This is a genomic window from Pseudorhodobacter sp. W20_MBD10_FR17 (assembly GCF_052119765.1).
Taxonomy (GTDB): domain Bacteria; phylum Pseudomonadota; class Alphaproteobacteria; order Rhodobacterales; family Rhodobacteraceae; genus Pseudorhodobacter.
Genome location: NZ_JBGQOQ010000003.1, coordinates 108,458 through 133,365 on the forward strand (window position 1 = coordinate 108,458; position 24,908 = coordinate 133,365).

A 24,908-nucleotide genomic window follows, 5' to 3' on the forward strand; every position below is an offset into this window, starting at 1 on the left:
GCAACTTCGCGCCGCATCTTCCAAACCGACATCGGGGTCACCGAATTTTCGACGAAAAATCGTAATTGCCTGTTTGGTTCAAAATTGAGAGGCCAGGTGCCCCAACATCACCTTCACAAACAAAACCTAAGCATCGAACGCCGTTTAGGCGATGCCGTCCGCGCACGGCTTCCGGACCCGTTCGGCGAACTGGTAATGTTTGTGTTCAAACAGGCTTGGGCCTGTTTGTTTGGCGGCCTGCTGCTGGCCATTATCATCACGACAAAACTGGCCTGGAACCCCGACTGGGCCTTTCAACGCTACGATTTCCTATTCCTATTTGCCATCGCCACCCAAGCCCTGTTCTTGCGGCTAAAGCTGGAGACATGGGAAGAGGCGCGGGTGATCTTGCTGTTCCACCTCACCGGCACCGCGATGGAATGGTTCAAGGTCCACGCGGGGTCGTGGGGCTACCCCGAGCCGGGACTGTTCAAGCTTATGGGCGTGCCGCTGTTTTCCGGCTTTATGTATGCAAGCGTGGGCAGCTATATCGCCCGCGTGATCCGCATCTTTTCGATGCGTTTCGCGCCCTATCCGCCGCTTTGGATGACGATGCTGCTGGCTGTGGCGATTTACGTCAACTTCTTTGCCCACCACTTTTTGCCCGATATCCGGCTGGGCCTTTTCGCGGCGACGCTGATCCTATACGCCCGCACCCGCGTATGGTTTATAAACACCGAGCATCCGCGCTGGATGCCTATGCCACTGGCGGCGCTGCTGTCCAGTTTTGCGCTTTGGCTGGCCGAGAATGTCGGGACGGCCACGGGAACATGGCTGTATTCCGGTCAAATCCCCAGCAAAACCGTTAGCCTTGCCAAACTCGGATCTTGGTATTTATTGCTGTATGTAGCCTTTGTCACAGTAACGGTGGTCAGCCGCGCGGCACTATCGCCCAAACGTCTGACCGCTACAGAAATCCGCGCCAGACCAAAAAACCCAGCGCCAACGCCGCAACGGCCAAAAGACTGAACAGGATCGAGGTCGAAAGCCCCAACAGCACACCGCGCAGCCTGTGGCCTTTGTTCACCGCATTCAAATGCTTGATGCAAATGTCATAGTTTTCGGCCAAGGTCTCTTGGTTGATCTGCAACAACAGCTTGGGGTTAAAGGATTGCTGTTTCGCCGTTGCGATCTCTTGGGCGGCAAGGCGCACCTTGCGTGGCAAAAGCCGGCCTCCACGGCGCAGTTTATCGTCAAGATCGCGGCCCTTGATATGCAGCCGCTCGGTTAACAAAACGGAAACGCGCTCTGCCATCTGTTGAATTGAAACTGCGCCCATGCGACACTTCCTTTTGATTTCCGGCAGCTTACCCATGCTGCGACCAGTTCACAACCACTCTGGAACTGCAAACGCTCTTGCGCTAAGGCTAAACCATGCTGAACACCGTTTCGTACGCCGCCCAAACCCCGACAGCCCTTCCGCCCTTGCTGATTGTGCATGGATTATTCGGCTCTGCCCGAAACTGGGGCGTGATCGCACGGCGCATGTCAACAGATCGCGATGTGCTGGCGGTTGATATGCGCAATCACGGCGAGAGCCCGCGATTTTCCAGCCACTCCTACCCAGATATGGCCGAAGATCTGGCCGAGGTGATTGCCGCAAATGGGGGGCAGATGGATGTGATGGGCCATTCTATGGGGGGCAAAGCGGCAATGCATCTGGCGCTGACCCATGGTGATATAGTGGGGCGGCTGATCGTTGCAGACATTGCGCCCGTTGCCTATTCGCATGACCAAAGCCGCCATATCCATGCCATGAAAACCCTTGATCTAACCGACCTGACCGCGCGATCCGAAGCGGACGAACGGCTCGCCAAACTGATAGATGACCCCGCGTTGCGGGCCTTTTTTCTGCAATCCCTAGACTTGAAAGCCACGCCACCGCAATGGCGCCTGAACCTTGATGTGCTTGAGGCTGAAATGCCGAAAATCGTGGGCTGGCCCGGTACAGTTGGTGTTTTTGAAAACCCCACACTGTTTTTGTCAGGGGCCGAAAGTACCTATGTGAAACCCGAATACCGCGCCGCCATTCGTGCACTATTCCCTGTCGCCCGCTTTGCCAAATTACCGGGCGCGGGCCACTGGCTCCATGCCGAAAAACCGCGCGAGTTTGAAGACACTATGCGGATATTTTTGGCACGTTAAGCCGTCACCACCTACGATTTCTCGACGAAACGTCGCGATCCACATATCAGCGTTTACGCAAAGACATCCGCTGCATCAGCCCGTCTTTCAGGTAAAACTGATGGTACAGTGCTGCGGCAACATGGCCACCAACCAGAACCAATATGACCGGTTTCAGCCACTCATGCACCTCACCCGCGATCAGCACCTCACCGAACCACGCGGTCAAACCCGAAACACCGGCCAGAACCATCGCAGCATATAGCGCGAGGTGCCCCCAATGCGCGACGCGCGCCATCATCGGGCTGGTCCCAGCGACAGGCGCCACCGCCCCTTGCCGCGCGCGGATGATCAACCGCCAGACCACCAGCACCAAAATTGCAATGCCACCAAAGACATGCACCGCCACCAGCGGGTCAAACGTCACCTCTTGGCCGCGCCGAAACGCCCGCCACGCCGCAGCGATACCGTCATGCAGCACGAACTGCGATACAATCAACAGGGCTACGACCCAATGCAGAATAATCTGGGTTTTGGAATAAGGGTGCATCGCAATCTCTTAAATCTTGGTTTGACAAATATACGCCCCGTCGGCGCATTTCAGGCGCTTCACCCAGTGATTTGTTTGGCGACGAACCAAGTTGCAGGGATCGAGGCCACGAACCCGATTGCAATCGCCACCAGCAACGGGTTCAGCGTGTCATAGCCCATCACAAGCGCCACGATCATCCCCACACCCATCAATGTGGTCGAAATCATCGAAAATAGAATCATCATCAAGCGGGTCATCTTGGCTTCCTTACACATATTACATGTAAAGATTAGAAGATGATTGCCGCCTCCGCCTTGATCTAACGCAAAACGCCCTAGCGTTTGCCGTAATATAGCCCCACCACATGCTCGGCCTCGGCAAAGAACAACCAGCGCGCGGCGAATGCGCCGACCAAATGCACCAGCACCGCCGCCAACATCACGCCCACGCCCCCCACAGCCGCCATCAGCGCTGGCAGCACGGCGGCACAGAGCACCGCAATCACCCGCAGCTTTTGTGCATGTTTGCGGCCAATCACAAAAATCAACTCGCGCAGCAGGTAATTCCCGCCGGTATGGGGTTGTTCAAACACCGAAACCTCGCCCCGCACGCCCAGCCCTGTGGCCGTGCCCATGGTTTGGCCTGCCCGCGCAAACTGCCGGTCGCCGATGTAAAACAGCAGCACCATCACCACCGCGAGCGCCAACAGCAGCACAAAGGCCAGCTCTGCTTGCATTGCCAACAACGCGCCGCCCGCCAGCGTAAACCCCATGAACATCACCGGCGTCAGCCAATGGTGCCAGCGTGGAACCGCCTTAATTTGCGTGTAAATCATCGCCGTGCAAAACACGGTCAACAGCGCCAAAGCCGCCGCCAAACCACGCCACACGAATGGCACGCCAAACCCCAACCAATCGCCCAGCGCAATCGGAGCCAGCGCCAGCAGTGCCAACACAGCAGCCCAACCTTCGCGCGAAAGCCAGCTGCTGCGCCATTGCGAAAACGCCTTTAGCGCGCGCTGCGGGTTGCCCAAATGCGTGGTCGACGCGATCAACCCGCCCACCGCCAAAGCATAGCCTACAGCCCAAGCCCAAAACGCCCAAGCGCCAGTAAGTGGCAAAAACCCCAGCGCCATAAACGCCATAAACCCAAACCCAAGCCCCGACAGAACCGAGAATATGATAACAGACGGTGCCGGATGCATCAGATCTTCCCCAAAATACGGTCAAGCCAACCGGCAAAGCCCGTAGCCTCAATATCCAAAAGTGGTGCCAGTAATGACGCCTCAGACCGCCGGTCTTTGGGACGCGGGGCAAGGTATTTGTTGGTCGGCTTAGTGCCCATATCGGGCATCAGATCAAACCCGCCGCGCTTGGCCGCAAGCTGGCTGACCTTGCTGTCAGGGTCGGCAAAATCGCCAAAATGCCGCGCGCCGGTTGGGCAGGTGCGCACGCAGGCAGGCTCGCGGTCTTCTTCGGGCAGGTTTTCGTTGTAAATGCGGTCAACGCACAGGGTGCATTTTTTCATCACACCGGCCTCGGCATCCATTTCGCGCGCGCCGTAGGGGCAGGCCCAAGCGCACAACCCGCAACCGATGCAATCGCTCTCATTCACCAGAACGATGCCGTCTTCGACCCGTTTATAGCTGGCCCCCGTTGGACACACGGTCACACAGGGCGCATCCTCACAATGCAGGCAAGAGCGCGGAAAGTTGATAACCTGCGCGGCACCCGTTTCAGGCTGTACCTGATAGGAATGCACGCGGTTCAAAAACACGCCCGACGGGTCGGCGCCATAGGCGTCCTGGTCGGTCAAGGGCGCGCCATAGCCCTGATCGTTCCAGCCTTTACAGGCCGTCACACAGGCATGGCAGCCGACACACGTATCAAGGTCAATCGCTAACCCCAGCTTTTTCTCGGTATGTCCCGGAAGGCATGTCATACCTGCACCCCTTTCAAATCCAACGTTGGAAATTGCGGCTGCGCCTCGGTTGGCGCATCCGCCTTTTCCACCCGCACGCGCAAGTCAAACCACGCGGCTTGCCCTGTTACAGGGTCCGAATTGCTCCACCGCATGCCATCGCCTTTTTCTGGCAGCAGTTCCGAAATCAGATGGTTGAGCAAGAACCCCTTGATCGCCTCGGGCGCATCGGCGTCCAGCCCCCACGTGCCCTTGCGTTTGCCAATTGCGTTCCACGTCCAAACCGTGTGTTCATTTAGCGCGGCCATATGCGCGACCGGCACCACGATTTCCCCATTAGGCGAGGTAACGCGCGCCCAATCGCCTTCCTTAAACCCGTTCGCGTTCCAAATTTTCGTTGGCACATACAGCGGGTTATAGCCGTGGATTTGCCGCAACCACGCGTTTTGCGACCCCCACGAATGGTACATCGCCATCGGCCTTTGCGTCAGCGCATGCACGGGGTAATCTACCGCATCATCGCCAAAGGGCGCGTACCAGATCGGCAGCGGGTCCATCGCAATTTTCAACCGTTCGCGGGCAGCCTCGGGCGGCTGACGCTCGCCATGCCCTTCGGCGGCCAGTTGGAATTTGCGCATCGGTTCGGAATAGATCGAAAACAGATACGGCTGCGGCGCATCATAGAGGCCAATTTTCACCGCCCAATCCTGATAGGCCTTATTCCATGGCTTATAAAAATCGGCACCTTCGGGGACATGCGCCTGATAAAACGCACCATTGTCGATATAGCGTTGCAGCTGGTCAGGGTTCGGCGCACCCCGCCCCTCATCATCGCCATTGCCACGAAAGCCCATCAGCGGCCCAACACCGGGGCGGCGCTGGTGATGGGTGATGTAATCAGCATAATCTTTGTACAAAGGCGCACCTTCGGCCGTTACAAACCCCGGCAAGCCCAGCCGCGCCCCGAGGTCGATCAGCACCGATTGAAAGCCACGCACATCACGGTCCGGTTCGACCACTGGCCAACGAATGGAATCCCCTGCCGCATCGGGTTCCGAAATTGGACGGTCCAGCAAGCTAATGCAATCGTGACGTTCCAGATAGGTCGTGTCGGGCAAGATCAGATCGGCATAGGCCACCATTTCAGACGCGTAGGCATCGGAATAGATGATGCGCGGAATGACGTATTCGCCATCCTCGCCCTTATCGGTCAGCATCTCCATCACATGGGCGGTATTCATCGATGAATTCCACGCCATGTTTGCCATGTATAAAAACAACGTATCAATCTTATACGGGTCGCCTGCATGGGCATTGGCGATGACCATATGCATCACGCCATGCGCCGACAGCGGGTTTTCCCACGAAAACGCCTTGTCGATGCGGGCCGGATTGCCCTGCGCGTCAAGGCACAGATGCTCGGGGCCACGCGGGTAACCCAGATGCGGGCCGTCGAGCGGTTTGCCCGGTGTCACCTTGCAATGCGGCGCGGGGTGCGCTTCGGCGGGTTTGGGGTATGGCGGTTTAAAGCGATAGCCGCCGGGGGTTTCCACCGTACCCAAAACCACCTGTAACAGATGCAAGGCACGCGCAGTTTGAAAGCCGTTGGAATGCGCCGAAATCCCACGCATGGCGTGGAAAGACACAGGCCGCCCGATCATTTTGTCATGCTTGTCACCGCGGAAATCCGTCCACGGCTGCGCAATCTCAATCGCCTCGTCAAAGGCAACACGGGCCAGTTCGGCTGCCAATTCGCGGATACGCAAAGCCTCAATCCCGACGCGCGCGGCCACAGCCTCGGGCGCATAGTCGGGTGACAAATACCGCTCGGCCATGTGCTGGAACACGGTGCGGTGGCCCTCATAGGTGGCCCCCAGATCGGGTTTCACACCCACTTGATCAAACGGCACCAACGCGCCGCCTGACATAACCAGCGCCTTACCTTCAGCATCGCGCAGAAACAGGCCTTTTTCCGCGCCTTCATCGGACCGCACCAAAAGCGGCGCGTTAGTAAACCGCGCGAGGTAATCAAGATCCACCTTGCCCGCTGCAAGCAAGCAATGGATCAGCGCCAAGATCAGCAGACCATCGGCCCCCGGCGTCACGCCAAACCAATCATCGGCGATGGCATTGTAACCGCTGCGGATAGGGTTCACGCCAATCACCTTGGCCCCGCGTTCCTTTAGCCGGCCAAGGCCCATCTTGATCGGGTTGCTGTCGTGGTCTTCGGCCACCCCAAACAGGATGAACAGCTTGGTGCGCTCCCAATCCGGTTGGCCAAATTCCCAAAACGCGCCGCCAACGGTATAGATGCCGCCCGCCGCCATATTCACGGAACAAAAGCCGCCATGGGCTGCATAATTCGGGGTGCCATAGTTTTGCGCCCAAAAGCTGGTCAAGCTTTGGCTTTGATCGCGGCCTGTGAAAAACGCCAGTTTCTCGGGTGCAGACTCGCGCAATGGCCCCAGCCATTCGGTGGCAATCCCCAGTGCCTCGTCCCAAGAAATCTCTTCAAACGCGCCCGACCCGCGCGGGCCGACCCGCCGCAGCGGCGCACGCAGCCGCGACGGTGCGTTGACCTGCCGGATGCCGCTGGCCCCCTTGGCGCATAGCACGCCTTTGTTCACCGGATGGGCGCGGTTGCCTTCGATATAGGAAACCTTGCCCGATTTAAGATGCACGTTAATGCCGCAGCGACAGGCGCACATGTAACAGGTGGTCTGGCGCACCTCATCCGAGACTTTTGGCGATGTATCAATTTGCGGCTGTGCCATATCAGGCACCTTTATCCATGACGGCCAAGGCTTCGGCGGCAATCCATGCCTCCTCGGCGGCGGGGATGACCCATGCACCCAACAAAGACTTGGAATCATGTATTATTTCGGCGCCCGTAGCATTGGCCGCCGCATCCGCAATTAGCCCAGTAAAGCCCAAACCCGCCATAATATCCCCCCGCATGTCTGCGTCATTTTCACCGATCCCGCCGGTGAAAGCCAGTGCATCAATGCCCCCCATCGCGGCAATCATGCTGCCCGCGTGGCGCACGGCCCAATAGGCAAAATGCGCGCGGGCAAAGCGGGCCTGCTCGGTATCCATTTGGCCCAGCTCGTGCATATCGGACGCGCCACCAAGGCCGAGCAAACCGCTTTGCTTGTTCAAAATCCGGCTTGCGTCCTCAATGCCATACAGCTCGGCCAAGCGTAGCACGGCGTTGCCGTCAATGCTGCCTGAACGGGTGCCCATGGTCAAACCTTCCAAGGGCGAATAGCCCATCGTGGTGGCCACCGACTTACCGTCTAAAATGGCACAGAGTGACGCGCCATTGCCCAAATGCAGGGCCAACAAACGGCGGGGCAAGCGACCCTTGGCGGCAATCGTCCGGGTCAGGCTGGCATAGGAAATGCCGTGAAAGCCATAGCGGCGAATGCCCAAAGCAGTGACCGCATCCGGCACGGCATAGCGGGTGGCAACCTGCGGTTGGCCCGCGTGAAAGGCGGTATCAAAGCTGACAAATTGCGGCAGATCGGGGGCCAGTGCGGCCAGTGCGCGGATGGCTGCCAAATTGCCGGGGTTGTGCAACGGGGCCAGCGGCACGCAGGCCTCGATGCCTGCCAAAACAGCATCGTCAATTTGGCAAGGTGCCACAAACGCAGTGCCGCCATGCACCACACGGTGCGCCGCTGCCGTAAGGCTGGTCAGATCATGCCCGGCCTGCGCCAATGCCCCAAGGCAGGCGGCAACAGCGGCGCGATGATCAGGGGCAGCAACAGGCCGTTTTTGGCCTGCAAATTTAAGCTGTGCCGCGCCGCCGATTTCGGAAACCGCCCCCGCCGCCTGCTCAACCCCATCCGCAAACACTGCAAATTTGACCGAGGACGACCCCGCGTTTACCACCAGAATCTTGCGCATTTTGCCCCCTTAGATCACAGCCTTTACCAGCCCCAAGATGGCCAAAACCATCAGTAAGGCAATGGCAAAGCGTCGAAACTCCTGCGGCTCGGCGCTTAAAAACTGCCGCCCGCCCAGCCAGATTCCCAGCACCATAAACGGCGCACCCGCGACAACCGTAATGGCCGTATCCATGGTGACCAACTCATGCCACCACAGCAAGGGAAAGGTGAACACATCCAACCCTGCGAAATAGGCGATCAGGGTTGCGCGAAAGGCCCGCGCCCGCATGGTTTGGGCGGTGAAATAGGTCGCCACGGGCAGGCCAGCCATGCCCAAAGCATTGGCCAAACCGGCAAAAGCGCCCACGCTAGTATGCCCCACAGCCCCTTGCACGCGCTGCAATTTCCAGCCGCGCAGCAAAACGCCACACATCGCCAGCACATAAATCGCAACCACAGCCCGCGCGGCATCTACCGGAACTTGGGTTATCAGCCACAGCCCGATGGGGACCCCGACCAACGCCCCCAGCCACAGCCAGCGCACACGGGGCCAATCGACATCAGCCCCCACCCCGCGCCATTGCTGAAACGTCATCAGAAATTCGCAAAAAATCACGACCGGCACAAGGTTAAGGGGGTTGGTCACAAGGCTGCCGCCCGTGACCACCAAAGCCGAAAAGCCAAAGCCGGAATAGCCGCGCACAAAGGCAGCCCCAAACAAGACCACCGCCATAAAGGCGGCGGTCAGATAGGTTAGGTCAAACGGCAGGCTCACCCCTGATCGGCGCCAGCAAGCGGCTGACGGCGCATGTCATCCTTGGAAATTCCGGCCACCGCAACAGGGGCTTTCATCGCGTCACGGCGGAAGGGTTCGCCCAGTTCTTGGTTGATCATCGCCTCGATAAAGGTGGTTTTTCCGGCCTTTTGATCTGCCATCGCTTTGTGCAAAGCGGCGGTCAATTCGTCCATCGTGCGCACGACCACACCTTGCAAACCGCACGCCTGCGCAATGCCCGCATAAGACACCTTTTGGTCAAGTTCGGTGCCGACAAAGTTATCGGAATACCACAGGGTCGTGTTGCGCTTTTCGGCACCCCATTGGTAATTGCGGAAAATAACCATTGTCATCGCGGGCCACTCATCACGGCCAATCGCGGTCATATCATTCATCGAAATGCCGAACGCGCCGTCACCGGCAAAGCCAACAACAGGCAGATCGGGCCGTCCGATTTTCGCACCCATGATCGCGGGAAAGCCATAGCCACAAGGGCCAAACAGGCCGGGTGCCAGGTATTTGCGGCCCTCCTCAAAGGTTGGGTAGGCATTGCCGATCGCGCAGTTGTTGCCGATGTCACTGGAAATAATGGCATCTTTAGGCAGCGCCGACTGAATAGCCCGCCATGCCATGCGCGGGGAAAGCCAATCCGGTTTCGCCGCCCGCGCGCGCTCGTTCCACGTCGTACCCGCGTCATCTTCTTCGTGGTCCATCGAGGACAATTGCTGCATCCACGCCGATTTCGTTTGGGCAATCAGCGCCTTACGATCAGCGCGATCCGCATCCCCTGCTGATGCAGAGAGCTTATCCAAAATAGCTGTGGCCACCTTTTTCGCATCGCCAACAATCCCGACGGTCACCGGTTTGGTCAGGCCAATCCGATCAGGGTTCAGGTCTACCTGAATGATCGCCGCCCCTTTGGGCCAATAGTCGATGCCATAGCCCGGCAAGGTTGAAAACGGGTTCAACCGCGTTCCCAACGCCAAAACAACATCGGCGCGCGAGATCAACTCCATCCCCGCTTTGGACCCGTTATAGCCCAGCGGCCCCGCGAACAACGGGTGGCTGCCCGGAAAGGCGTCATTGTGCTGATAGCCGCAGCAGACCGGCGCATCCAGCCGCTCCGCCAGCGCCATTGACGCGGGGATTGCCCCTGCCAAAACCACACCCGCACCATTCAAAATCACCGGAAACTTAGCGTTTGACAGCAGCTCTGCTGCGCTGGCGATGGCATCCTCGCCACCTGCAGGGCGTTCAAATTCAACGACGCGCGGCAGGTCAATATCGATCACTTGGGTCCAGAAATCACGCGGAATGTTGATCTGGGCCGGGGCCGAGGCCCGCTTGGCCTTAAGGATCACACGGTTCAGCACCTCGGCGATACGGGTCGGGTCGCGCACTTCTTCTTGATAGGCAACCATGTCCTTGAATAGGGACATCTGCTCGACTTCCTGAAACCCCCCCATCCCGATGGTTTTATTCGCAGCCTGCGGCGTGACCAGCAGCAACGGCGTGTGGTTCCAATAGGCGGTTTTCACCGGCGTCACAAAGTTGGTGATGCCCGGCCCGTTTTGGGCCACCATCATGCTCATCTTGCCCGTCGCGCGGGCGTAACCATCCGCCATCATGCCGGCGGTGTATTCATGCGCACAATCCCAAAAGTTAATCCCTGCTTGTGGGAACAAATCCGAGATCGGCATCATCGCCGAACCGATAATGCCAAAGGCATCTTCAATTCCGTGCATTTGCAAGACTTTGACAAAGGCTTCTTCGGTGGTCATCTTCATGGCAAACGCTCCGGTATAGGGGCGGCACGGGGGCCGCGTTGGCGGCAGATTACGCTGGCGGGCCATAGCCGGAATAGGGCCAGTCTTGGGACCTACTTAGGTCCAGATCGGGCAATGGCTGCGGCGATCAGCCCAACGCCTTCTGCAATCCGCCCGACAGGAATGGTCGAATAGGCCAAACGGTAGTAATTGCGCGGCGCGCGGGTGGGGTCAAAAAACACCCGCCCCGGTTCAATCAACACGCCCTGCGCGTGCAATTCCTGTGCCAAAACCTCTGTGTCCACGCCCTCGGGCGCACGCATCCAAAAGCTAGAGCCACCAACGCCCCCCTGCCCTGCAACCTGCAAACCCGCAGCCTCAATCGCCTCAGTCATCGCTTGGCGTCGCCGCTTAAAGGCTTGTTTCATCCGGTTCACCAAGGCGTCATAATGGCCGAGCGAAAGAAAATATGCCGCCGTACGCTGAATATGGCCGGGCGGGTGGCGCAAGGTCAGCGCCCGTAAGGCCCGCGCCTCGCGGATAAAGCCTTGTGGTGCCACGATATACCCCAACCGCAACCCCGGAAAAATCGACTTGGAAAACGAGCCGACATAGATCACCCGCCCCTCTGGGTCCATCGACTTTAAGGCCGGTGAAACCGCCTTCAAGAACGACATCTCAAATTCGTAGTCATCCTCGACAATCACGAAATCCTGCGCACTTGCCGCCTCTAACAGCGCCTTACGCCGTGCCATCGGCATCGTCGCATTGGTCGGGCAATGATGGCTGGCCGTGGTAAACACCACGTTAACGCCTTGCGGCAGCGCCTCGGGCGGCAAGCCGTCGGCATCAACATCAACCCAGTCAATATCGGCACCGGTTTGTGCCAAAATCCCCCGCATGCTGGGGTAACACGGGTTTTCAAGCACTACACGCACCCCCGGCCGCGTCAAAACCTGCCCTGCAAGCCAAAGCGCATTCTGCGCGCCCATGGTCAGCAACACTTCGGCGCCGGTTGCCTCGATACCCCGACGCGGCAAAATGTTGCGCAGGATATATTCGATCAACAACGGGTCATCGCGGTCATAGTAATCCGAAGTCAGCGCGTCAAAATCACGCTTGCCCAATGCACGAAGCGCACATTGCCGCCAGTTTTGATGGTCAAACAGGCTGGCATCGGCTTGGCCGTAAATAAACGGATAGCGAAACTTGGCCCAATCTTCGGGCCGCTTTAGATGCTCGGCCTTGGAAAACCGATGGCCCGTCAGCGTGCCGTAATCCACCCCCTCAATCGGCGGGCGCGACCCCTTTTCAAACGCAGGCTGCACCGGCGCGTTTTCAGAAACATAATACCCAGACCGGCCCTGCGATGTAAGGTAATCTGACGCAACCAGATCCGTATAGGCAAGCGTCACCGTAATCCGGCTTAGGCCCAAATGCGCGGCCAAGCCACGGCTCGACGGCATCTTGTCACCCACCCGAAACCGCCCCGCCACAATGCCCTCGGCCACCAATTGGCGAATGCGTTGCTGCAACGTGCCTTGCAGATTGCCATGCAAAAAAAACGCTTCGGGGGGGATCGCCATACTGGCCTCACTTCAGAATAAATCTGGACTTATAGCGCCCAGCCCCTGCACCAAAGTCAAGCCTGCCGATTTCATCTTGGCCCAAATACCTAGCACCCTCGGCTACCAGAAATGGCGCCAAACCATCTGCCAAATCGCAGCACCATACCCCAATATACAAAAAGCTCGGCCCAACGTGAAATTGGGCCGAGCACTCAGTCTCTGAATCAAAACCCAGCGATCTTAGGAAAATTCGCGCGTCAACGCCTTATCAATCGCGTCCGTGATCGCATCGATATCATCCGCCGTCGCCACCAAAGCTGGTGCCATGCACAACGTGTTGTTCATGCCCGGCAAGCTGCGCGCCGTCATGCCAATGATAACGCCCTGCGCCGCACAATCGGCAACCACTGCCGCGATCCGCTTTTCCTCGGCTGGCTCTTTGGTGTCACGATCGGCCACCAATTCGGCACCACAAAACAGCCCTTTGCCGCGCACATCGCCAATCACGCGGTGTTTGTCCATCAGGTTGTGCAAGTTGCCCAAAAGGCGTTTTTCCATGCGCAGCGTGTTGCCTAGCAGGTCTTCATCTTCCAGAATCCGCAGGTTTTCCAGCGCAGCCGCAGGCCCTGCCGTGCAGCCTCCAAAGGTCGAAATATCGCGGAAATAGCTAAGGTGATCACTGGGGTCATCCTTGAACTGGTCAAAAACCGCCTCGGTGGTCACCATGCACGAAATCGCCGCATAGCCCGAGGCCACACCTTTCGCCAAGGTTACGAAGTCCGGCTTGATGCCATAGTTCTGATAGCCAAACCATGTTCCCGTGCGGCCCATGCCGCAAACGACCTCATCGATATGCAGCAAAATATTGTACTTTTTGCAGATCTCTTGCACCCGCTCCCAATAGCCCGCCGGTGGCACGATCACGCCGCCACCCGCTGTCATCGGCTCTAGGCACAGGCCACCCACGGTATCGGGGCCTTCACGCAGAATGACCTCTTCAATCGCATTCGCGGCCCGCTCGCCATAGTTTTCCACATCCCACTGCTTGCGGTATTCAAGGCAATGCGGCACCTCAACAAAACCCGGCGCAAAGGGGCCGTACTGGGCGTTGCGTTCGGATTGCCCACCCGCCGACATCGTCGCCAAGGTTGACCCATGGTAATCACGATTGCGGTACAAGATTTTGTATTTCTTGCCACCGTGATGGCGGGCCGAGATTTGGCGGATCATTTTGAACGCCTTCTCATTCGCCTCGGACCCAGAGGATGCATAATAAACCCGGCTCATCCCCGGCATCTTGGCGATCAACTTTTCGGCAAAAACTGCGCTTGGCACGGTGCCCGTTGCGCCGCCGTAAAAGTTCATCTTCAGCACTTGGTCATACATCGCCTTGGCAATGCTTTCGCGGCCAAATCCCACGTTCACCGTCCACACGCCACCCGACACGGCGTCGATATATTCTTTGCCCTTGGCATCCCAAACCCGCAGGCCTTTGCCTTCGACGATGATGCGCGGATCATTGGTTTCAAACGGTTTATGCTGCACCAAGTGGTGCCACATATGGGCGCGGTCGGCCTCAATTACGCCCGACATATCGTTGCCACGGGTCATGGTTTCCATAGTAACACCTTTTGCGAAACGCGGGCAGGCCACAGCCGCCCAGCAGGGAATGATGATATCATCTCACCCCAAGTGTCGCGCTTTGCCAAGCCCCCGCGTAGGGCCAGTTTCGTTGCAAATTTAAGGCCAGTTCTGCACTACCAGCCGATCAAAAACAGGGTTATTGCCGGAAACGCCACCAAAAGCGCCACGCGCAACAGGTCGGACATCACAAAAAACAGCACGGCTTTATAGGTTTCGGCTACGGGGGTATCGCGGTCCATCGTGTTGATAATAAACAGGTTCATCCCAACCGGCGGCGTAATCAGCCCGACTTCTACCACGATCAGCACCAAAATCCCGAACCAGATTGCCACCTGCTCGGTATTGATCCGCGCCAAAGCCCCCGCATTTACCCCGCGCAGCCCCAACGCCGCGATTTGATCACGCGACAGCTCGGCCCCATGGGCCAAGACAGCCTGCACGCTTTGCGCCATATCCGGGGCCAAAGTGATGCCGTTGGCCAGCGCCTCGAATGCGCGGGCGGCATGTAGGTCGGCCATAGAAACAAACGCGAAATCAAGACCTTGTACCACAGGCCAGAAAATCGGAATGGTCAACAAGATCATCGAAAGGCTGTCCATCACACAGCCAAGCAGCAAGTAAAACACCAAGATCAGAATCAGCACCAGCCACGGGTTAAAACCTTGATGTCCCACCCAAAGTGCTGCCTCTTGCGGCACTTGGGTCAGGGCCAGAAAGCCGTTGTAAAATGCCGCCCCCAGCACGATGAAAAAGATCATCGCAGTGGATTTTGCTGTGGTATAAAAGCTCTCGGTCAGTGTGGCACGGGTCAACCCGCCCTCCAGCCATGCGATCAGCCCTGTGCCAAAGGCACCCACGGCGGCACCTTCGGTCGGGGTAAAAATGCCGCCATAAATGCCGCCAACCACAGCGGTAAACACCAGCAACACCGGCCAAACATTCATTAACGCCGCCATCCGCGCGGCAAAGCCCACGCGAGGCCGCAAACCCGCCGCCGCCGGATAAATTCGCACATAAATGGAAATCACCAGCACATAGCCCAGCGCCGCCAGCAAGCCCGGAACAAAGGCCGCAAGAAACAGTTTGGCGATGTTTTGTTCGGTCAAAATCGCATAGATCACCAGCACAATGGATGGCGGAATCAGAATGCCCAGCGTGCCACCCGCTGCCAAAACCGCCGTAGAAAGCCCGCCCGCGTAACCATGCGCGCGCAGTTCTGGCAAAGCGACCCGCCCCATCGTCGCCGCAGTGGCCAGTGACGACCCGCAGATCGCGCCGAACCCCGCGCAGGCCCCTATCGCCGCCATCGCCACCCCACCGCGCCGATGCCCCAGCCAGCTTTCTGCCGCTTTGAACAAGGCCTGCGACATGCCGCCAAGGGTTGCGAATTGGCCCATCAACAAGAACATCGGCACGATGGACAGGGAATAGCTGGAAAAACTGGTAAAGCTTTCGGATTTCAGCCGTGCAAGCGCCATACTTGGCCCGCCACCGACCAATGACAGGCCGACAAAACCCGCCAGAAACATCGCCAGCCCAATCGGCACGCGCAGAAAAATAAGCGCCAGCAAGGCCGGAAAGGACCACAGGCCAATTGCCAAATCGGTCATGTCTCTGCCCCAAGGATATCGCGGTTCTGCACCGCCTCGGCCACCCGCAGGCAAGCCATGTAAACGCCCACCACAGCCGCCGCCACCGCCCCTGTCAGCGACAGTGCATAGGCCCACCACAGCGGAAATTGCAGCAAAAACGTGGTCTGCCCCGTGCCCAGTTTACTGAGCGTGCCCGCTGCCAATTGCGCGGCGATCAACACCAGAACGGCGGCAAAAACCACCTCGGTCACGGCCTGCAAAATGCGGGCCGCACGCGCGGGCAGCCGATTGGTAAACACATCCACCGAGGCATGGCCGCCCGTCATTTGGCACAGCGGCATAAAGGCGAAAATGGCAAAGGCAATGCCGGCCTCGATCAGCTCATAGTCGCCTTTAACCACGCCCACGCCCGCATCCAACAGCCACTGTGCAGGCGCGGCCATAATGCCCGCAGCCTGCATTGCGTGCAGCAGCTCATTCGCCTTGCGCCCTACGATCGAGGCACAGGTCATAACTATCAGGCCCACCAGCATTAGCCCGCCTAAATAGGCGAAAGCCTTTGAAGACATTAGAAAAAACCTGTGCATATCCGGTTAATTGGTGGCCGTGTACTCGGCCATCAGCGCCCGCGCCTCATCAATCAAGGCTTGGCCGTCGATACCCTTTGTCTGCATTTCGGCCACCCAATCGGCATAGATCGGGGCGACCAGCGGCAGCCAATTTGCCTCGGAATCGGCCTTGGATATGGTCACAATCTTGTTGCCAAGATCCAGCGCAATTTGCCGCGCCGGTGCATCGGCATCAGACTGAACGCCGCCTGCGTGCACCGAAAAATCCAAGCCTGAATTGCGGTCGATCACGGCCTTCAGGTCATCGGACAAGCTATCATAAACCCCTTTGTTCATCGCTAAAACAAAGGTGATGTTATAGAGTGCTGCGCCTTCAAACTCGGTGTGATTGTGCACCAACTCCGGCACTTTCAGCGACTCTGTCACTTCCCACGGAATGGTCGCGCCATCGATCACGCCTTTGGACAGCGCCTCGGGGATGCTCGGCACCGGCATGCCCACAGGCTCGGCGCCCAAACGCTCTAGCAGCAGGTTCACCATGCGCGAGGCGCCGCGAATTTTCATGCCTTGCAAATCGGCGGGGGTTTCGACCGGATCAGCGGTGTGAAACACCCCCGGCCCATGAACCCAAGTGCCCAAAACATGCACGTCCTTGAACTCGGTGTCCTTCATATGCGCGTCAAACAGCTTCCAATAGGCATAAGAGGCGGCGCGCGCATCCGTGACCATAAAGGGCAGTTCCAGCACTTCGGTCGATGGGAAACGCCCCGGCGTATAGCCGACCACCGTCCAGATCACATCAGCCACGCCGTCAATCGCCTGGTCGATCAGCTCGGGCGGGGTGCCGCCCAGTTGCATCGAGGGAAAGCGGTCAATCTTGATCCGGCCACCGCTGTCTTTTTCGACAGCATCCGCCCAGACATCCAAAATCAGCTTGGGCACATTGGCCTGCGCGGGCAAGAATTGATGGAGGCGTAGCGTCACCTCTTGGGCCATGGCGCCCGTGGCCATCACCGCCGCAAACGCGCCACCGAGCGCTGCCAAAACTGTTCTACGATTGGTCATTTGATCCCCCAAAGCCTGCGCAATCTGTGCAAACCTAATGCCACGATTTCAGAACTTTAAAAAGCCCCTATGACCTAGCCAGCGGCGCTGCAAAGTGGACTGTATGAGCAAATACAGTCAACATGATGAGCTAATTCCGTCAACAACCTAGCCTGATACGACATGCTCGCATCTGTACAAATACCACAATGAGGGTTGTGACCCCCAAAGCCCAGCCATACGCGGCTGCATGCCCCATGATGGCGCCATGCTGCTGGTTCCCGTGCAGGTCGGCAAGACGGGGCAAAAATCACCCACCCTGCGGTTGCTGCGCCACCCCCAACCCGTTAGGCTATCCCCAAGCAGGAGGAAAAGATGACCCTAACAGTATATCTCGCCGGTGAAATTCATAGCGCGTGGCGTGCCGAAGTGATGGCAGGCTGCACCGATCTTGACATCACCTTTACTGCGCCGGTCACCGACCATGACGCCTCGGATGATTGTGGCGTGGCCATCATGGGGGCAGAAAGCGCCAACTTTTGGCACGATCACAAAGGGGCAAAGCTTAACGCAATCCGGACACGCCTTGCGATATCGCAGGCCGATATTGTCGTGGTACGGTTTGGCGAGAAGTATAAACAATGGAACGCCGCCTTTGATGCGGGCCAAGCTGCTGCCTTGGGCAAGTCGCTGATCGTCATGCACCAGCCCGAACATCAGCACGCGCTAAAAGAGATCGACGCCGCCGCCCTTGCTGTGGTCGAAACCGCCGGGCAAGTCGCAAATATCCTGCGCTATACGCTGACAGGCACACTGCCACGCTAAATAATGTTCTTGCCCGAGTTTTCCCCGACAACCCGTGTTTTCACCCTTGCCCACGCCCGCCTGCGTTGTTAAATGGTCTGCGTTGGAGGCGTGGCTGAGAGGCCGAAAGCACTCGGTTGCTAACTGAGCGTACGGGAGACCGTACCGTGGGTTCGAATCCCACCGCCTCCGCCACCTTACCTTTTCTGTCAGTTTGAGCAGGTCGCCTTAGGCGGCCTTTTTGCTTTATTTCATTGGCCTTTCCTGCACTTTTTGATTGTACTGGATTTCTTTCGATTTGCCCCGTATGCTTTTCTTGAGTGGTATGAATTGTGGTATGAACTATGGCCCTGACTGGTAAGCTGACAAAGAAGCTGGTGGAGAATCTGGGCGCTGGGCGGCATGGCGATGGCGGCGGTTTATATCTGGTGGTTGATCCATCGGGCGCGCGGCGCTGGATCGTGCGGGTGGTGGTCAAAGGACAGCGAAACCTCAAAGGGGCTCCGTTGCGGACTGACTTCGGCTTGGGTGGTGCCGATGTTGTCACGCTGAACCAAGCACGGGAAAGAGCGCTGGAATACCGCCGCATGGCGAAGGCGGGTTTGAACCCTCGTTTCAATGCCCGCCGCGAGATACCCACATTTGAGGAAGTCGCTGGGCAAGTTCATATCGACCGGATGCCAACGTGGAAAAACGGCAAGCATGGCGCACAATGGATCAACACCTTGCGCGACTATGCCTTTCCCAAAATCGGGCGGATGCCAATTGATAGCATTGGCCAGCCTGAGGTGCTGATGTGCCTGTCGCCAATCTGGACCGATAAGCATGAAACCGCGCGGCGTTTGTCGCAACGGATCAAGATCGTGCTGGACGTGGCTAAGTCGAAAGGCTTTCGGTCGGGTGAAAACCCCGTAACCGCGATCCATGATGCCCAAGTCTTGCCCAAGGTCAAAGCCAAGCCAAAGCACCATAGCGCGATGGCATGGGCCGATGTGCCAGCCTTCTATGCTGACCTGAAAACCCGTGATGCGATGGCCGCAAAAGCGCTGATGTTCACCTGCCTAACAGGATCACGCACGGGCGAGGTTTTGGGAATGCAATGGGGCGAGGTTGATTTTGACGCAAGGTTGTGGACCTGCCCAGCGGATCGGATGAAGGGTGGCGTGGTGCATAGGGTGCCGTTGACTGATGAAATGATGGCGATCATCGAACCCTTGCGTGCGATGCAATCGCAATATGTATTTGAAGGCCAAAAGCGGCACAAGCCTTTGTCTAACATGGCCATGCTGATGCTATTGCGCCGGATGCAGGTCGAAGGCGTCACGGTACATGGGTTCAGGTCTACCTTCCGTGATTGGGCCTCTGAGGCGGCAAACGCGCCGCGCGAAGTTGCGGAAATGAGCTTGGCGCATAAGGTGGGCAATGATGTAGAGCGCGCCTATGCGCGCTCAGACTTGCTGGACAAGCGGCGGTTGCTGATGGCGCGGTGGTCAGGGTTTGTGTGTGGGACTGATGCGAAAGTGGTAAAGGTCACGTTTGGCGGCGAGGGTGTGGGGCAAATGTAATGCAATAAGGTCGTGCTTTTGACGGGTTATGGTTTGACTAACGTTGATACGTTCGCAACGATCTGAGCAGCTGAATACAAGAAGGGTTAGCAAGAGGCACCTTAATGACGCAAGATGAAAAAATTGACCGCCTTAACCATCTTGCGGACAAGATTTCTGGCGCATCTGAGCCAAACTTTGTCGGGGGAGAAAGCGCACCATTCGACATTAAGCAAGTCAACCTGCATGAAAGCAAAAAGGAGTTCCTTGAGGAGCTTCAGACAGTCAGCGGAATGGTTGATCACTTGAATGGTGTTTTGACTTTGCTTGGTGAAACGCCAGATGATGCAGGCTATCCGAAAGCCGCCATGCTCCAAAGGGTGCAGGTTGCGGTGGACGGTTCGGTTCGCCATAGGCTTCGTAAAAAGAAACTTCGCGGCGCAACCGCAAACGATCTGGTTGTCCAAAATTTTCGCGAGACAGGCTTCTTTCAAAATTCGTTGAGTATATTTGCGGATATGGCTTTTGCTTACCAGCAACGGCTTGAGGAGTTGCAGGACCAGGAAAAGCAGTTTTGGAACTTGAAAAATCGTGCGCCAAACCACCATGCGAGAACCATAGCATTGCGTTTTGCAAGGTTTTACGCGCGTCAGACGCGCAAGCGGCCTACGTTCGGTACGTCAAGCCTTGGCGGGCATCCCTCAACTGATTTTGGGCGCTACTTGGAAGAAGTATTTGAAATCCTTAAAATCCAAGCAAACCTGCGTGGAACGGCGACTTGGGCCCTAAAACAATTAACGGAATCAGATATCGTGCTTTTCGGCGTTGGCAGGTCAATTTTTGTATTGGGAGCGCCTGATGAAGAAAAAGATCAAATCCTAGGTGGTATTGGGATTGAAGCGGGTGTTCCCATGCCGAGGCTCTACCTCGACAATGACCGGACGCTTTACAAATGGTTGACCTATGCGGGGCGCTTTGACGAAAAAACGGTCGATGGCCATCTCTCGGCGATCCGCTATTGCGAGGAAATCTGTGGGGGCAAGCGGTTTGAACACTACACGGTCGAGGACGCCGCACGGGTGCGCGATGATCTAAAGCGGCGGGTGCGCAAGGAGGAAGATGACAGTCTTTCCACATCGACGGTGAAACACCGCGCCTCGCATCTCGTCTCATTCTTCGAATGGTGCCTAAAGCAGGACGGCTTTTCACGGCTGCCCAAAGACCTAACGGCCTATTTCCAGTTGCCAAAGGCGGCATTTGCCGCAGCCCCGGCACGCGCGTTGCGGGCTTTTCCGACAATCGACGAGGCAGAAACCTTGTTGTTGGCGATGCCCTCAACGTCTCTTTCTGATCGGCGGGCGCGGGCGATCTTTGCCATCGCCTTTCTTGGCGCACTTCGCGCGGATACCGTTATCTCATTGCGCCTGAAACATGTGGATGTGGCTAAGCAACGGATCATTCAGGATGGCACGACGCTGCGTTCCAAGAACGGCAAAAACGCCAATATCTCATGGTTTCCAATACCGCCCCGCTTTGCTGAGGAAGTTGCGCGGTGGTGCGAAACCTTGCGCGAAATCGGCTATCACGATGACGACGCGCTGTTTCCAAGCATCGAAAACCTGTTTGCTCATGGCCTCTCGGCGGCACCGGAGCGAAAAAAAATTCCTGTCATGCTTACCAAACACGCAGTCTCGGAAGCCTTCGCCATTGCGTGCCGAAATGCGCTTCAAAGCTACTCGCCACACAGCGCAAAACACACTATCGGCTCTTTGCGCGACGAAAAGCACCTGACCCATGCGCAGCGACGGGCTTGGTCGGAGAACATGGGGCACGAAAGCGAACGCGTCACCGAGACACATTACGCGAAGTTCACTGACGCCCAGCGGGCGGAGACCTTGGCAAGCATCGCCAAAGGAAATGTGACCTTGGTCATGAGCCTTTCCGACGAGAAAAAACTTAAAATTATGGATGGATTGCTGGGTGGATTGCTGGAGGGGTTCTGCGAGCAGTGATCACTAGACCGTGTTGACAAAAGGGTTTCACAAGGCGTGCTGAACGTGATTCGCGGCCTATGCTGGCGGGTCCACGAGAATCTTCGAGTTCTCTTGGGTCCGTTACCCCAATAACTCGCTACAGTGATATCCGAACTTTGCGCCAAAAGGCCATACGTGGCCCCCTAATGAATTAGGGTCGCTCCAAGGGGCCACTCAAGGCCTATTGACAAGAATCGCCGCAAAAGGCCATATATGACCGACACTAGCAAATTATCTGGAGTAATCGGCATCTTGCGGCCTTTAGATTAAAATGGCGACATCTACACAAATCGAACAAGAAATCGGGCAACGTCTCGCGCGCTTGCGCCTCGCGCGTAACGTGACCCAAGCTGACCTAGCCGAGAAGGCGGGCATCGGAGTACGCACCCTGCGCCGCCTTGAAGCAGGGGACCCTTCGACCCTAGACACCTTTCTTCGCGTCACCACCGCGCTCGATCTAGAAGAGGCAATACTCTCTGCGTTACCAGAGGGAGACATCAGGCCAATTGAACGCGTCTCGCAGAAGGGGAAGGAGCGCAGGAGAGCGAGTCCTGTATCGGAACGCTCCAGAAAATCAACATGGACCTGGGGTGATGACGTAGATGACTGATGCGAGCATAGTACTGTGGGGTCGGCGCATCGGTGCTGTGAGTTGGGATGAGGCACGCGCACTCGGCATCTTTCAATACGATCCGGCCTTTGTGGGCGCGGGTATTGAGGTCGCGCCCCTGAAAATGCCAGCTCGGGAAGCACCCTACGAGTTTCCCGCCCTTCCAAAAGAAACGTTCAAAGGGTTACCCGGCATGCTGGCCGACGCGTTGCCGGACAAGTTCGGCAACCGGCTGATTGATGCGTGGCTTGCGGAAACGGGGCGAAGCGTGGACCGGTTCAGCCCCGTGGATCGGCTTTGTTACATCGGTAACCGCGGGATCGGGGCACTGGAGTTTGAGCCGACGGTCCGCAAGGCGACCCGGTCCAAAAAACTCGAAGTGGCCCAGCTGGTGGATTTGGCCAACAGGGTATTAAGCGAGCGCGAGAACCTTGCAGGTAGGCTTGGGGGTGAAGACGACGCCGACGCGCTGGAAGATATCTTGAGCGTCGGGACCTCGGCGGGTGGCGCGCGTGCCAAGGCTGTACTCGCCTGGAACCGAGACACCGGGGAGTTCAGGTCAGGGCAAGTCAAAGTCGACGAGGGGTACGAGCATTGGCTCTTGAAGTTCGACGGAGTGTCCAACAACCGCGACAAAGAGCTCGCCGACCCGCAAGGCTTCGGAAAGATCGAGTACGCGTATTACCTGATGGCGACCGAAGCGGGCATCGACATGTCGGAATGCAGACTTCACCGCGAGGGCGGCCGGAGTCACTTCATGACACGTCGGTTCGACCGGGACGAACGCGGGCGAAAGCGCCACATGCAATCGCTAGGCGCGATGCAGCACTTCGATTTCAACGACCCGGCATCTTATTCCTACGAGCAGGCCGTCTTGACAATCAGGGATCTTGGGCTCGGGTTGGATGTCGTAGAACAGCAATACAAGCGTGCGGTCTTCAACGTTGTCGCCCGCAACCAGGATGACCACGTCAAGAATATCTCCTTCCTCATGGACCGCTCCGGAGCCTGGCGACTGTCTCCCGCCTATGACATGGCCTATTCCTACAATCCTTCTGGCTCATGGACCCGTGATCACCAGATGAGCTTGGCGGGAAAGCGAAACGATTTTACCCATGGCGACCTCATGGTATTTGCTTCGAACGTGGGGCTGAAATCCAACAAGGCGAACCAGGCGAAGAAAAAGATCAAATCCTAGGTGGTATTGGGATTGAAGCGGGTGTTCCCATGCCGAGGCTCTACCTCGACAATGACCGGACGCTTTACAAATGGTTGACCTATGCGGGGCGCTTTGACGAAAAAACGGTCGATGGCCATCTCTCGGCGATCCGCTATTGCGAGGAAATCTGTGGGGGCAAGCGGTTTGAACACTACACGGTCGAGGACGCCGCACGGGTGCGCGATGATCTAAAGCGGCGGGTGCGCAAGGAGGAAGATGACAGTCTTTCCACATCGACGGTGAAACACCGCGCCTCGCATCTCGTCTCATTCTTCGAATGGTGCCTAAAGCAGGACGGCTTTTCACGGCTGCCCAAAGACCTAACGGCCTATTTCCAGTTGCCAAAGGCGGCATTTGCCGCAGCCCCGGCACGCGCGTTGCGGGCTTTTCCGACAATCGACGAGGCAGAAACCTTGTTGTTGGCGATGCCCTCAACGTCTCTTTCTGATCGGCGGGCGCGGGCGATCTTTGCCATCGCCTTTCTTGGCGCACTTCGCGCGGATACCGTTATCTCATTGCGCCTGAAACATGTGGATGTGGCTAAGCAACGGATCATTCAGGATGGCACGACGCTGCGTTCCAAGAACGGCAAAAACGCCAATATCTCATGGTTTCCAATACCGCCCCGCTTTGCTGAGGAAGTTGCGCGGTGGTGCGAAACCTTGCGCGAAATCGGCTATCACGATGACGACGCGCTGTTTCCAAGCATCGAAAACCTGTTTGCTCATGGCCTCTCGGCGGCACCGGAGCGAAAAAAAATTCCTGTCATGCTTACCAAACACGCAGTCTCGGAAGCCTTCGCCATTGCGTGCCGAAATGCGCTTCAAAGCTACTCGCCACACAGCGCAAAACACACTATCGGCTCTTTGCGCGACGAAAAGCACCTGACCCATGCGCAGCGACGGGCTTGGTCGGAGAACATGGGGCACGAAAGCGAACGCGTCACCGAGACACATTACGCGAAGTTCACTGACGCCCAGCGGGCGGAGACCTTGGCAAGCATCGCCAAAGGAAATGTGACCTTGGTCATGAGCCTTTCCGACGAGAAAAAACTTAAAATTATGGATGGATTGCTGGGTGGATTGCTGGAGGGGTTCTGCGAGCAGTGATCACTAGACCGTGTTGACAAAAGGGTTTCACAAGGCGTGCTGAACGTGATTCGCGGCCTATGCTGGCGGGTCCACGAGAATCTTCGAGTTCTCTTGGGTCCGTTACCCCAATAACTCGCTACAGTG

General features: G+C 57.4%; 22 protein-coding genes and 1 tRNA gene. 9 read left to right on the forward strand and 14 right to left on the reverse strand.

Annotation, left to right across the window (positions count from 1 at the left end):
• Positions 1 to 96: 96 nt before the first annotated feature.
• Positions 97 to 1,008, forward strand: a complete 912-nt coding sequence (locus tag ACEN2J_RS03115) for a DUF817 domain-containing protein (RefSeq protein ID WP_442103206.1) — start codon at positions 97 to 99, stop codon at positions 1,006 to 1,008.
• Here the strand turns inward: ACEN2J_RS03115 and ACEN2J_RS03120 are convergent.
• Complete coding sequence (locus ACEN2J_RS03120) at positions 947 to 1,318, reverse strand: hypothetical protein (RefSeq protein WP_442103208.1); 372 nt, start codon at positions 1,316 to 1,318, stop codon at positions 947 to 949. The two genes, ACEN2J_RS03115 and ACEN2J_RS03120, sit on opposite strands and share 62 nt — an antisense overlap.
• 95 nt (positions 1,319 to 1,413) lie before the next feature.
• On the opposite strand from ACEN2J_RS03120, the gene ACEN2J_RS03125 reads away from it, so the two are divergent.
• Positions 1,414 to 2,184, forward strand: a complete 771-nt coding sequence (locus ACEN2J_RS03125; RefSeq protein ID WP_442103209.1) for an alpha/beta fold hydrolase — start codon at positions 1,414 to 1,416, stop codon at positions 2,182 to 2,184.
• 46 nt (positions 2,185 to 2,230) lie between these two features.
• On the opposite strand, the gene ACEN2J_RS03130 is transcribed toward ACEN2J_RS03125, so the two are convergent.
• The 13 genes from ACEN2J_RS03130 to ACEN2J_RS03190 all read right to left on the reverse strand — a co-directional run bounded on the left by ACEN2J_RS03130 (position 2,231) and on the right by ACEN2J_RS03190 (position 17,484).
• Complete coding sequence (locus tag ACEN2J_RS03130) at positions 2,231 to 2,713, reverse strand: cytochrome b (protein ID WP_442103211.1); 483 nt, start codon at positions 2,711 to 2,713, stop codon at positions 2,231 to 2,233.
• A gap of 59 nt (positions 2,714 to 2,772) precedes the next feature.
• Positions 2,773 to 2,952, reverse strand: a complete 180-nt coding sequence (locus ACEN2J_RS03135; protein ID WP_442103213.1) for a CTP synthetase — start codon at positions 2,950 to 2,952, stop codon at positions 2,773 to 2,775.
• A gap of 77 nt (positions 2,953 to 3,029) precedes the next feature.
• Positions 3,030 to 3,899, reverse strand: coding sequence for a dimethyl sulfoxide reductase anchor subunit family protein (locus ACEN2J_RS03140; RefSeq protein WP_442103214.1), 870 nt, complete (start codon positions 3,897 to 3,899; stop codon positions 3,030 to 3,032).
• A complete protein-coding gene (locus tag ACEN2J_RS03145; RefSeq protein WP_442103215.1) occupies positions 3,899 to 4,636 on the reverse strand; it encodes a 4Fe-4S dicluster domain-containing protein in 738 nt (245 codons plus the stop codon). The genes ACEN2J_RS03140 and ACEN2J_RS03145 overlap by 1 nt, the downstream gene beginning before the upstream one ends.
• Positions 4,633 to 7,389: a molybdopterin oxidoreductase family protein gene (locus ACEN2J_RS03150; protein ID WP_442103216.1), complete on the reverse strand. Its 2,757-nt coding sequence runs from the start codon at positions 7,387 to 7,389 to the stop codon at positions 4,633 to 4,635. The genes ACEN2J_RS03145 and ACEN2J_RS03150 overlap by 4 nt, the downstream gene beginning before the upstream one ends.
• Before the next feature lies 1 nt (position 7,390).
• Entirely contained in the window at positions 7,391 to 8,524 is a 1,134-nt protein-coding gene (locus tag ACEN2J_RS03155; protein ID WP_442103218.1) for an acetate/propionate family kinase, read from the reverse strand.
• A gap of 9 nt (positions 8,525 to 8,533) precedes the next feature.
• Positions 8,534 to 9,280, reverse strand: coding sequence for a TSUP family transporter (locus tag ACEN2J_RS03160; protein WP_442103220.1), 747 nt, complete (start codon positions 9,278 to 9,280; stop codon positions 8,534 to 8,536).
• Complete coding sequence (xsc, locus tag ACEN2J_RS03165; protein WP_442103221.1) at positions 9,277 to 11,067, reverse strand: sulfoacetaldehyde acetyltransferase; 1,791 nt, start codon at positions 11,065 to 11,067, stop codon at positions 9,277 to 9,279. Before xsc ends, ACEN2J_RS03160 begins: the two co-directional genes overlap by 4 nt.
• A 92-nt stretch (positions 11,068 to 11,159) precedes the next feature.
• A complete protein-coding gene (pdxR, locus tag ACEN2J_RS03170) occupies positions 11,160 to 12,632 on the reverse strand; it encodes a MocR-like pyridoxine biosynthesis transcription factor PdxR (RefSeq protein ID WP_442103222.1) in 1,473 nt (490 codons plus the stop codon).
• Between the two features lie 222 nt (positions 12,633 to 12,854).
• Entirely contained in the window at positions 12,855 to 14,234 is a 1,380-nt protein-coding gene (locus ACEN2J_RS03175; RefSeq protein WP_442103223.1) for an aminotransferase family protein, read from the reverse strand.
• Between the two features lie 137 nt (positions 14,235 to 14,371).
• Positions 14,372 to 15,868 (reverse strand): TRAP transporter large permease, encoded by a 1,497-nt coding sequence (locus ACEN2J_RS03180; RefSeq protein WP_442103225.1) that lies wholly within the window; start codon positions 15,866 to 15,868, stop codon positions 14,372 to 14,374.
• Complete coding sequence (locus ACEN2J_RS03185) at positions 15,865 to 16,419, reverse strand: TRAP transporter small permease (RefSeq protein WP_442103227.1); 555 nt, start codon at positions 16,417 to 16,419, stop codon at positions 15,865 to 15,867. The genes ACEN2J_RS03180 and ACEN2J_RS03185 overlap by 4 nt, the downstream gene beginning before the upstream one ends.
• A 24-nt stretch (positions 16,420 to 16,443) precedes the next feature.
• On the reverse strand, positions 16,444 to 17,484 hold the full coding sequence (locus ACEN2J_RS03190) for a TRAP transporter substrate-binding protein (RefSeq protein WP_442103229.1): 1,041 nt from the start codon (positions 17,482 to 17,484) through the stop codon (positions 16,444 to 16,446).
• 354 nt (positions 17,485 to 17,838) lie between these two features.
• Between ACEN2J_RS03190 and ACEN2J_RS03195 the strand changes: the two genes are divergently transcribed.
• The 7 genes from ACEN2J_RS03195 (at position 17,839) to ACEN2J_RS03225 (ending at position 24,782) form a co-directional block, all read left to right on the forward strand.
• Positions 17,839 to 18,288, forward strand: coding sequence for a YtoQ family protein (locus ACEN2J_RS03195; protein WP_442103231.1), 450 nt, complete (start codon positions 17,839 to 17,841; stop codon positions 18,286 to 18,288).
• An 84-nt stretch (positions 18,289 to 18,372) separates the two neighbouring features.
• Positions 18,373 to 18,462, forward strand: a tRNA-Ser gene (locus ACEN2J_RS03200).
• 149 nt (positions 18,463 to 18,611) lie between these two features.
• The gene (locus ACEN2J_RS03205) at positions 18,612 to 19,832 is read left to right on the forward strand and encodes a tyrosine-type recombinase/integrase (RefSeq protein ID WP_442103233.1); all 1,221 of its coding nucleotides are present in this window, start codon (positions 18,612 to 18,614) and stop codon (positions 19,830 to 19,832) included.
• A gap of 104 nt (positions 19,833 to 19,936) precedes the next feature.
• On the forward strand, positions 19,937 to 21,823 hold the full coding sequence (locus ACEN2J_RS03210; protein ID WP_442103234.1) for a tyrosine-type recombinase/integrase: 1,887 nt from the start codon (positions 19,937 to 19,939) through the stop codon (positions 21,821 to 21,823).
• 292 nt (positions 21,824 to 22,115) lie between these two features.
• Positions 22,116 to 22,454 (forward strand): helix-turn-helix domain-containing protein, encoded by a 339-nt coding sequence (locus tag ACEN2J_RS03215; protein ID WP_442103235.1) that lies wholly within the window; start codon positions 22,116 to 22,118, stop codon positions 22,452 to 22,454.
• Positions 22,447 to 23,652 (forward strand): type II toxin-antitoxin system HipA family toxin, encoded by a 1,206-nt coding sequence (locus ACEN2J_RS03220; RefSeq protein ID WP_442103237.1) that lies wholly within the window; start codon positions 22,447 to 22,449, stop codon positions 23,650 to 23,652. The genes ACEN2J_RS03215 and ACEN2J_RS03220 overlap by 8 nt, the downstream gene beginning before the upstream one ends.
• A 29-nt stretch (positions 23,653 to 23,681) precedes the next feature.
• The gene (locus ACEN2J_RS03225) at positions 23,682 to 24,782 is read left to right on the forward strand and encodes a tyrosine-type recombinase/integrase (RefSeq protein ID WP_442103239.1); all 1,101 of its coding nucleotides are present in this window, start codon (positions 23,682 to 23,684) and stop codon (positions 24,780 to 24,782) included.
• The last annotated feature ends 126 nt before the right edge of the window (positions 24,783 to 24,908 follow it).

Bases quoted from the DNA above. Each gene is read 5' to 3' on its own strand.
- ACEN2J_RS03210 (WP_442103234.1), top strand. From the start codon at position 19,937: ATGACGCAAGATGAAAAAATTGACCGCCTTAACCATCTTGCGGACAAG.
- ACEN2J_RS03215 (WP_442103235.1), top strand. From the start codon at position 22,116: ATGGCGACATCTACACAAATCGAACAAGAAATCGGGCAACGTCTCGCG.
- ACEN2J_RS03175 (WP_442103223.1), bottom strand. From the start codon at position 14,234: ATGGAAACCATGACCCGTGGCAACGATATGTCGGGCGTAATTGAGGCC.
- ACEN2J_RS03120 (WP_442103208.1), bottom strand. From the start codon at position 1,318: ATGGGCGCAGTTTCAATTCAACAGATGGCAGAGCGCGTTTCCGTTTTG.
- ACEN2J_RS03135 (WP_442103213.1), bottom strand. From the start codon at position 2,952: ATGACCCGCTTGATGATGATTCTATTTTCGATGATTTCGACCACATTG.
- ACEN2J_RS03220 (WP_442103237.1), top strand. From the start codon at position 22,447: ATGACTGATGCGAGCATAGTACTGTGGGGTCGGCGCATCGGTGCTGTG.
- ACEN2J_RS03145 (WP_442103215.1), bottom strand. From the start codon at position 4,636: ATGACATGCCTTCCGGGACATACCGAGAAAAAGCTGGGGTTAGCGATT.
- ACEN2J_RS03180 (WP_442103225.1), bottom strand. From the start codon at position 15,868: ATGACCGATTTGGCAATTGGCCTGTGGTCCTTTCCGGCCTTGCTGGCG.
- pdxR (WP_442103222.1), bottom strand. From the start codon at position 12,632: ATGGCGATCCCCCCCGAAGCGTTTTTTTTGCATGGCAATCTGCAAGGC.
- xsc (WP_442103221.1), bottom strand. From the start codon at position 11,067: ATGAAGATGACCACCGAAGAAGCCTTTGTCAAAGTCTTGCAAATGCAC.
- ACEN2J_RS03125 (WP_442103209.1), top strand. From the start codon at position 1,414: ATGCTGAACACCGTTTCGTACGCCGCCCAAACCCCGACAGCCCTTCCG.
- ACEN2J_RS03185 (WP_442103227.1), bottom strand. From the start codon at position 16,419: ATGTCTTCAAAGGCTTTCGCCTATTTAGGCGGGCTAATGCTGGTGGGC.
- ACEN2J_RS03150 (WP_442103216.1), bottom strand. From the start codon at position 7,389: ATGGCACAGCCGCAAATTGATACATCGCCAAAAGTCTCGGATGAGGTG.
- ACEN2J_RS03195 (WP_442103231.1), top strand. From the start codon at position 17,839: ATGACCCTAACAGTATATCTCGCCGGTGAAATTCATAGCGCGTGGCGT.
- ACEN2J_RS03130 (WP_442103211.1), bottom strand. From the start codon at position 2,713: ATGCACCCTTATTCCAAAACCCAGATTATTCTGCATTGGGTCGTAGCC.
- ACEN2J_RS03190 (WP_442103229.1), bottom strand. From the start codon at position 17,484: ATGACCAATCGTAGAACAGTTTTGGCAGCGCTCGGTGGCGCGTTTGCG.
- ACEN2J_RS03205 (WP_442103233.1), top strand. From the start codon at position 18,612: ATGGCCCTGACTGGTAAGCTGACAAAGAAGCTGGTGGAGAATCTGGGC.
- ACEN2J_RS03140 (WP_442103214.1), bottom strand. From the start codon at position 3,899: ATGCATCCGGCACCGTCTGTTATCATATTCTCGGTTCTGTCGGGGCTT.
- ACEN2J_RS03155 (WP_442103218.1), bottom strand. From the start codon at position 8,524: ATGCGCAAGATTCTGGTGGTAAACGCGGGGTCGTCCTCGGTCAAATTT.
- ACEN2J_RS03225 (WP_442103239.1), top strand. From the start codon at position 23,682: ATGCCGAGGCTCTACCTCGACAATGACCGGACGCTTTACAAATGGTTG.